Below are 6864 nucleotides of genomic sequence, written 5' to 3'. Positions count from 1 at the left end.
TCATGAAGAGCTTGGCGAGCTTCGTCATCCACTCTTCCCACCGCTTGTTCCCGACCATGGAGATCCGTTCGATCCCCTTTCCGTACTTTCGCCAGTACTCGTAGTCGTCCTTCAGGGAACGAGGTCCACCCCTGGGCTTGCAGAAGCGCTGACGTCTTGGGTTCCGCAGGGCGTCCAGTCGGACTTCACGTTGATGAAGACGACGTTGCTCGGGACGCCATCGAGGGTGATGATCGCCATCTTCTGTCCCGGCGAGTTGGCGTAGAGGATGATCTGCTTGTACCCCTCAGAGGCCGATCCAAGCTGGTGAAGCCTCGCGTTTCCGCTGAAGTCCATCAGGTAGAGGCTGACCGACCCGTTCTTCGGCAGGTAGATCACCTCGCTCATCCAGGCGCCCAGGGGGCATACGGCGTTCCAGGACCATCCCGAAGAGGTCTTTATCCATAGGGCAGGCGAGGTTGCGGGAAAAGTGCCCTCGAAGCTGAGCCAGGAAACGAAGCTCCCCATGAAGTAAACCTGGCCTGGGGGCGCCGATTTCGCGTCGTAGTCCAGTATCGCTTCCTGCTCTGAGGCGGGCGGCGCATCGCAGGTGTAGGTGGCTATAGGTGCCTGGGGCTTGGGAGCGGGGGGTGTGGGCGCTGGAGTTGGCGTTGGAGTCGGCTGAGGTTTGGGCTTCGGATGGTACTGACAATCTCCCCTGTAGAAGGCCCACTCTTCACAGGATGAGCCGTCGGGGAATACGCAATATCCCACCTCACCACCGGTCATCGGGTCGGTTCTGATCTCGAGCTCGTACCCCTGAGCTTTGCAGTAGGTCGAGGCGGGGTTTGGCATTCCTATCGGCTTCTCGGGCTCTGGGTTGTAGCTGCACTCTCCTCTGTAAAACTTCCAGGCGTCGCAGGACGATCCGTCGGGAAATACGCACCGTCCGCCGCTGTACTCGTATCCCTGGTTGGAGCAGTAGTCGGCGGCGGGGTTCGACATGCCTATGTTGCCGCCGGGGCTCTCAGCTCCCGGGCCTATTACCCCGCCGATGAAATCGTCGTCCTGGGCCGATGCGAACGACACGAGGCAAAAGAGGGCTGAGATTAGGAGGATTCTCTCACTTCCTCTCATTCGATCCCTCCTTCAAAGTCGAGGCTGGAAAACATGACATAACATGTGCATAAATTGTATAATAAACTTTTGAGAAGTCGCCCGACTTCCTGAGGGGATGAAGTTAAAAAACAGCGAGGCATACCGCAGCAGCCCCTCATCCCGAGGGTTGAGATTCTCGCTTTCAACTCCACGATTCTAAAAGAAGGAAAGTTTACTCCCCTTCCCGAAGGGGTTCGTCCCCGCTCATCTGGCAGACTTCCACTCCCGCCTGCTCTAAAAACCGGAGCGCCTCGTCGTCGGGGTAGGGGTTTCCGTAGACCACACGTTTGATCTGAGAGTTGATTATGATCTTGGCACAGAGGATGCAGGGCTGATGGGTGCAGTAGAGGGTGGCATCCAGGGTGCTGACTCCGTGGATCGCGGCCTGGATGATGGCGTTCTGCTCGGCGTGGACGGCACGGCAGAGCTCGTGGCGATAGCCGCTCTCGACGTTCTCCCGGCGGCAGCCGACCTCAAGGCAGTGGGGCAGGCCCGTCGGAGCGCCGTTGTACCCGGTGGACAAAATCCTCTTGTCTCTCACCAGGACGGCGCCCACCTGGTGGCGAAGACAGGTGGACCGGGTCGCCACCACAGAGGCGATCTCCATGAAGTACTCGTCGAGGGATGGCCGATCCATGAAATCAGATTATTCAAAGGCTATATCACCTTTATCTCTGGCCAATCTTCTCCCGGCCAAGACAGAGGGCGGAAAGTTAATATCACCTTCTGCATCGATGGAGAGCCCATGACGATTCACTGGGCCGATGTGGCGGCGGAGAAGCTGGCAGGCCAGGGCCCTCAGACGGTGGCGACCGGGATCACCCCCTCCGGCCAGATCCACCTGGGGAACATGCGGGAGGTGATGACCGCCGACGCAGTCTTTCGGGCGCTCATCGATCGGGGGGCAGAGGCTCGCCTGATCTACATCGCTGACACCTACGACCCCCTCCGGAGGCTCTACCCCTTCCTGCCCAAGAGCTTCGAGGAGCACGTGGGCAAACCTCTATCGGAGATCCCCTGCCCCGAAGGCTGTTGCGATAGCTACGCCGACCACTTCCTTCTACCCTTCTTCGACTCCCTGGAGAGGCTGGGGATCAGGCCGGAGGTCTTCCGGGCGGACCGGATGTACAAGGAGGGGCTCTACGTCGACGCGATCAAGACCGCTTTAAAGAGGAAAGATGAGATCGCCCGGATTCTCAAAGAGGTCTCCGGAAGGGATCTGCCCCCTGACTGGTGCCCCTTCGACGCCATCTGCCGGAGTTGCGGCCGGCTGAATTCCACCAAGGTGGTGAACTTTGACCTGGAACGCGAGACCGCCGATTACGTCTGCAGATGCGGCCACCAGGGCACCGCGAGCATGAGGGGCGAGGGAAAGCTCGCCTGGAGGGTCGACTGGCCCGCCCGCTGGTCGATCCTGAAGGTCACCATGGAGCCTTTCGGAAAAGACCACGCCACCGCCGGGGGCTCTTACGATACGGGCAAGAGGATCTCCGAGGAGGTCTACGATTATCCTGCCCCGTATCCCGTCGTATACGAGTGGATCCACCTGAAGGGGAAGGGCGCTATGCACTCCTCCACGGGGATAGTCGTGACGATCAGAGACATGCTGGAGGTCGTCCCGCCCGAGGTCCTCCGCTACCTGATCATCAGGAGCAAGCCCGAAAAGCACATCGAGTTCGATCCTGGCCTTCCCCTCCTCAATCTCATCGAGGAGTACGACCGCAGGGCCGGAGAGGAGAGGGCTCTTGAGCTCTCGAAGGTGGGGGCGGAAGGGCCGTCGGCGATCCCCTACAGGCACATGGTGACGGCGGTCCAGATCGCGGGAGACGATCCGGAGAAGCTTTTGGCGGTCCTGGAGAGGAGCGGCTATGAGACCGTGAAGAGAGATCAGATCCTCTCCAGGGCCGCCAACGTCAGGGCTTGGCTCGACCGGTACGCACCGCCCTTCGTCAAGTTCCAGCTCCAGGAGGCCCTTCCCTCTAAGGTGAAGAACGTCGATCCCCAGCTGAGGGAGACCCTTGGAGTCCTCGCGGGAAGGATCGGAGGAAAGAGCGCCGAGGAGATTCACAACGAGGTCTACTCCGTCGCCGAGGAGAGAGGGATCGACTCAAAGAAGCTATTCCAGGCGATCTACGTCGCCTTCCTGGGGCAGAAGCAGGGTCCGAAGGTCGGCTGGTTTTTGGCCAGCCTCGGCGAAGATTTCGTCAAAGAGAGGCTTCTGGCGGCCTCCGCCGAATAGATGGGATGGGCCTGAGAAGAGGAAGAAGAGAGATAGAAGGGGAAAGGGGGAGAAGTGTGGAAGAGAAGGTCTCCGTCTACCTGGCCGGCCCCATCTTCAGCAGGGCGGAGATCGATTGGGCCCGGCATCTAAAAGAGGAGATCGAGTCGGCTCTGGGGGACCGGATCGAGGTCCTCTGGCCCTTCGAGATCGCCACCGGGACGATGGGGGAGATCTTCGAGACGAACTTGGTGGCCCTTCGCCGGTCGCCCCTGATGGTGGCAATCCTGGACGGGCCCATGGTCGACGACGGGACCGCCTGGGAGGTGGGCTGCCATTATGCCCTCTTCGGCCCGAGGGCGGTGGGGATCAGGACCGACGCCAGGAGGGCGGGCGAGACTCCCGAATCGAAGGTGAACCTGATGATCGAAGGGTCCTGCGGGGCCGTCGTCGGCGACGTTTCAGAGCTCCTCCGGGAGCTGGTGTCTGCACTGGAAGTGATCAAGCCAACCACCTCAGACCACAAGGGTCTCTGAGATGATCCGAACGAGGCCGATCCCAAACGAACCCCTCCTTCTGGTGGAGGGGGATTCGAGGGTTCTCGTAGCAGCAGACCTTCACATAGGAATCGAGCACCAGCTCTGGCTGGGGGGGGCCAGCGTCCCCAGCCAGACCAAAGAGATGCTGAAACGTCTCAGGCACCGGGTCGGAGAGATCGGACCCGATCGGCTGATCCTCCTGGGGGACGTCAAGCATAACCTTCCCTGGACCTCTTTTCAGGAGAAAAGCGAGGTCCCGTCCTTTCTGCGGTCCTTATCCGAGGTCGCGAGGGTCGATCTGGTCATCGGAAACCACGACATCGGCATCATCGACCTCGCACCCCGAAAGGTCAGAGTCCATCCTGCCTCGGGGCTCGTCCTGGACGGCGTGGGCTACTTTCACGGCCACACCTGGCCCGATCCGAGGATCTTCGAGGCCGAGATCCTGGTGGCGTCCCACCTCCATCCGGCGGTCAGACTGGCCGACCGTCTGGGCTCTGGCCCGCCCGAGAGGGCCTGGGTGAGGGCGCCCCTATCTACCGAGGCCCTTCGGGAGGGGTACGGCCGGGACCTCAGGTGTCCCGAGATGACGGTCGTTCCCGCCTATAACCCCCTCTGCGGTGGCTACCCCCTCGACTCCGCCAGGCGAGAGGATCGGGGACCGTTGCCGAAGATGGCCCGTCTGGAGAGGGCCAGAGTATACCTTTTGGATGGGACCGACCTCGGAAGGCTCGACCGGATAAGGGCGGTCCAGGCCGAGGGGACGGGCGGGCGGCGCTGAAAACGGTTATATCTCCGGCAGGCCAGGATCTGCCCATGGACGAGAGAGAGAGGCTGCTGGACCTGGTGAGAACGAGGGCGCTTCGGGTGGGGAAGATCACCCTCTCCTCGGGGAAGGTGAGCGACTACTACGTCGACGCCCGGGAGGTCGTCCTCGACCCGGCGGGGGCCTACCTCACGGGGAAGCTTTTGCTCGATATGATCGATCCGGAGGCTGTCGCCGTCGCCGGGATGACCCTGGGCGCAGATCCGATCGTGACGGCGATATCTGTCGTGGGCTACCTCGAGGGGAGGAAGCTCTCGGCCCTGATCATAAGAAAGGAGCCCAAGAAGCACGGGACCCAGAAGTTCGTGGAGGGACCGGCCCTCCCCGAGGGGTCGAGGGTGGCCGTCGTCGACGACGTAGTCACCACCGGGTCGTCCATCGTAAAGTCTATCGAGCGGCTCAAGGCTGAGGGTTACGAGCCGATCCAGGTCGTCGCCATCCTCGACCGGGAGGAGGGCGGAAGGGAGCGGCTGAAAGAGGTTGGTTACGGCCTCGAATCGATATTCACGAGGGGGGAGCTTCTGGCCAAAATCCGGCGGTCTTGATAGATCTAGATCGGGCCAACGAATCTAGCTCACGACGAGAGGCCGGCCGTTTTTGTCGCCGCACCTCATCTGGCGGGACCTTCCCTCATCGTCGGTGTAGATCACCTGAGATGCTATGGCGTACTGGCCAGGCCTCTCGCCCCTCACCGAGTAGGAGACGAGAGCCGAGTTTCCCGGTGGGATCTCCACCGACTGGACCCCCGGATTGAGGGCTTCGAGGCCGTCTGGGACGCCCGGAACGACGCTCACGTCCAGGGGGGATTCGCCGGTGTTCCCAACCCTGACCATCACGTTTGCGTCCTCCCCAACACCTACGTGGTAGCGGTCCAGCCCCTGCTCTACGTGGATCCCCACCACCAGAAGGGCTAGCAGAACCGGCACCATCTGAAACGTTCTCATCAACCCCTCCTTGGGGGTCGTCGGGATTTAAATGTACCTTTCATATAAGAGCTACATGAGACCTCTGCATGCCCGTTTCTCCGATGTGAAGGGGGCGGGGATGATACAAAAATACTTATCGTGGCGATGACTTTTGTACTGCAATGGACGTTTCGTACTCGGTCTGGCGCGATCTGGCGGCGGAGAAGCTGGAGGTGAGCGGCGAGAGTTTTTCCTTCCTCTTCGATCGGCGCTATTCGAACCGCCTCAACAGGATGAGCCGGGTATTCTTCGAGGCTTACGCCAAGGCCACCTGCGAGGTCTCGGCCGAGGAGGACCGTTTTCCGAGCCTCAGCGAGATCGAGTCCAGGATGGAGAGCGGCGCCATCTACGCCTACAAGGACCGGCTGATGCGGTCCACCGGGTTCTTCGAGGAGGTCAAGATCTCGGGGATATCCTATCTGATCCCTCGGGCGAGGCGTTTCGTCGACGAGACGGGGACCTATACCGACCTCATCCTTGACCTAGGGAAAGGCGAGGTCGTCCTCCCTCGGAGGGAGAAGTCCTCGGCCGTCGCGAGATCCGAGGATGCGAGAGTTGAGGAGGGGGAGGTGGCCGAGGAGGGGTTGGGGGATGAGGGTGCTGATCTGACGGAGACGGATGGGGGACCGCCTTTCGAGGAGCCCGCACAGACGATCATGGAGGAGATGGCTGAAGAGGCTCGTGCCGGGGAGGAGACCCCAGAGCCGATCGAGAGGGCCGCGGTCGATATCCTGGCTGAAGAGGCGCCACCGACGGAGGTGGAGGCGGTCCTCGCCGAGACGAAAGAGCCGGAGCCGAAGAGCGAGGTGGTGGAGGATGGGACGAAGGCCGCCAGGTCGGAGCGAGGATCAGAGGCCTCAAAGAGGGCGGCCATCCCCCCGAAGCACCAGCCCCCTGAGCCCGAAATCGGAGAGGGGCTCGGGGGCTGGGGCAGAGGCCACTGGGGCCCTCTTCTGATCCTGGCCGCCTTGGCCCTGGCCCTGGTTCTGGGGGCCTTTTACATCTGGTCGTTCCCGGCCCCGGAAGAGCCGGAGACGCCCGCGCCGCCCTCGGATTTTGTCAGCTACTCTGCTTATCTAACCAACTCCACAGAGAGCACCTACCTGAACCTGGACGTCACCAATCCCAAGGGTCTGGATAGCAGAGTCGAGCTGGTCCTCCCGCCGGACGTGGACAAGA

General features: G+C 61.6%; 7 protein-coding genes and 1 pseudogene. 5 read left to right on the top strand and 3 right to left on the bottom strand.

Annotation, left to right across the window (positions count from 1 at the left end; genetic code table 11):
- Positions 1 to 111: 111 nt before the first annotated feature.
- Together ACP5EL_RS08385 and ACP5EL_RS08380 are read right to left on the bottom strand one after the other, a co-directional pair.
- Positions 112 to 1068, bottom strand: a complete 957-nt coding sequence (locus tag ACP5EL_RS08385) for a putative hemolysin (RefSeq protein ID WP_428402060.1) — start codon at positions 1066 to 1068, stop codon at positions 112 to 114.
- 241 nt (positions 1069 to 1309) lie between these two features.
- Positions 1310 to 1774 carry a deoxycytidylate deaminase gene (locus ACP5EL_RS08380; protein ID WP_428402059.1) on the bottom strand — a complete coding sequence of 155 codons (465 nt, stop codon included), beginning with the start codon at positions 1772 to 1774 and terminating at the stop codon, positions 1310 to 1312.
- Positions 1775 to 1882: 108 nt separating this feature from the next.
- Here ACP5EL_RS08380 and lysS point away from each other — a divergent pair, with 108 nt between their 5' ends.
- From lysS to pyrE, 4 genes are read left to right on the top strand one after another with little or no spacing between them, the layout of a single operon-like run.
- Positions 1883 to 3376 (top strand): lysine--tRNA ligase, encoded by a 1494-nt coding sequence (lysS, locus tag ACP5EL_RS08375; RefSeq protein ID WP_428402058.1) that lies wholly within the window; start codon positions 1883 to 1885, stop codon positions 3374 to 3376.
- 56 nt (positions 3377 to 3432) lie between these two features.
- On the top strand, positions 3433 to 3891 hold the full coding sequence (locus ACP5EL_RS08370; protein WP_428402057.1) for a nucleoside 2-deoxyribosyltransferase: 459 nt from the start codon (positions 3433 to 3435) through the stop codon (positions 3889 to 3891).
- Between the two features lies 1 nt (position 3892).
- Positions 3893 to 4675, top strand: a complete 783-nt coding sequence (locus ACP5EL_RS08365; RefSeq protein WP_428402056.1) for a metallophosphoesterase — start codon at positions 3893 to 3895, stop codon at positions 4673 to 4675.
- Positions 4676 to 4710: 35 nt separating this feature from the next.
- Complete coding sequence (pyrE, locus tag ACP5EL_RS08360) at positions 4711 to 5265, top strand: orotate phosphoribosyltransferase (RefSeq protein ID WP_428402055.1); 555 nt, start codon at positions 4711 to 4713, stop codon at positions 5263 to 5265.
- A gap of 24 nt (positions 5266 to 5289) precedes the next feature.
- Here pyrE and ACP5EL_RS08355 read toward each other — a convergent pair whose 3' ends face one another.
- Entirely contained in the window at positions 5290 to 5664 is a 375-nt protein-coding gene (locus ACP5EL_RS08355) for a hypothetical protein (protein WP_428402054.1), read from the bottom strand.
- 143 nt (positions 5665 to 5807) lie between these two features.
- Between ACP5EL_RS08355 and ACP5EL_RS08350 the strand changes: the two are divergent.
- Positions 5808 to 6864: pseudogene (locus ACP5EL_RS08350) on the top strand (hypothetical protein); the annotation flags it as partial.

The organism is Methanocrinis sp. (assembly GCF_049974945.1).
In the GTDB taxonomy this organism is placed as follows: domain Archaea; phylum Halobacteriota; class Methanosarcinia; order Methanotrichales; family Methanotrichaceae; genus Methanocrinis.
The sequence above is the reverse complement of the archived record's forward strand: the minus strand, read 5'-3'. Positions and strand labels throughout refer to the sequence as shown.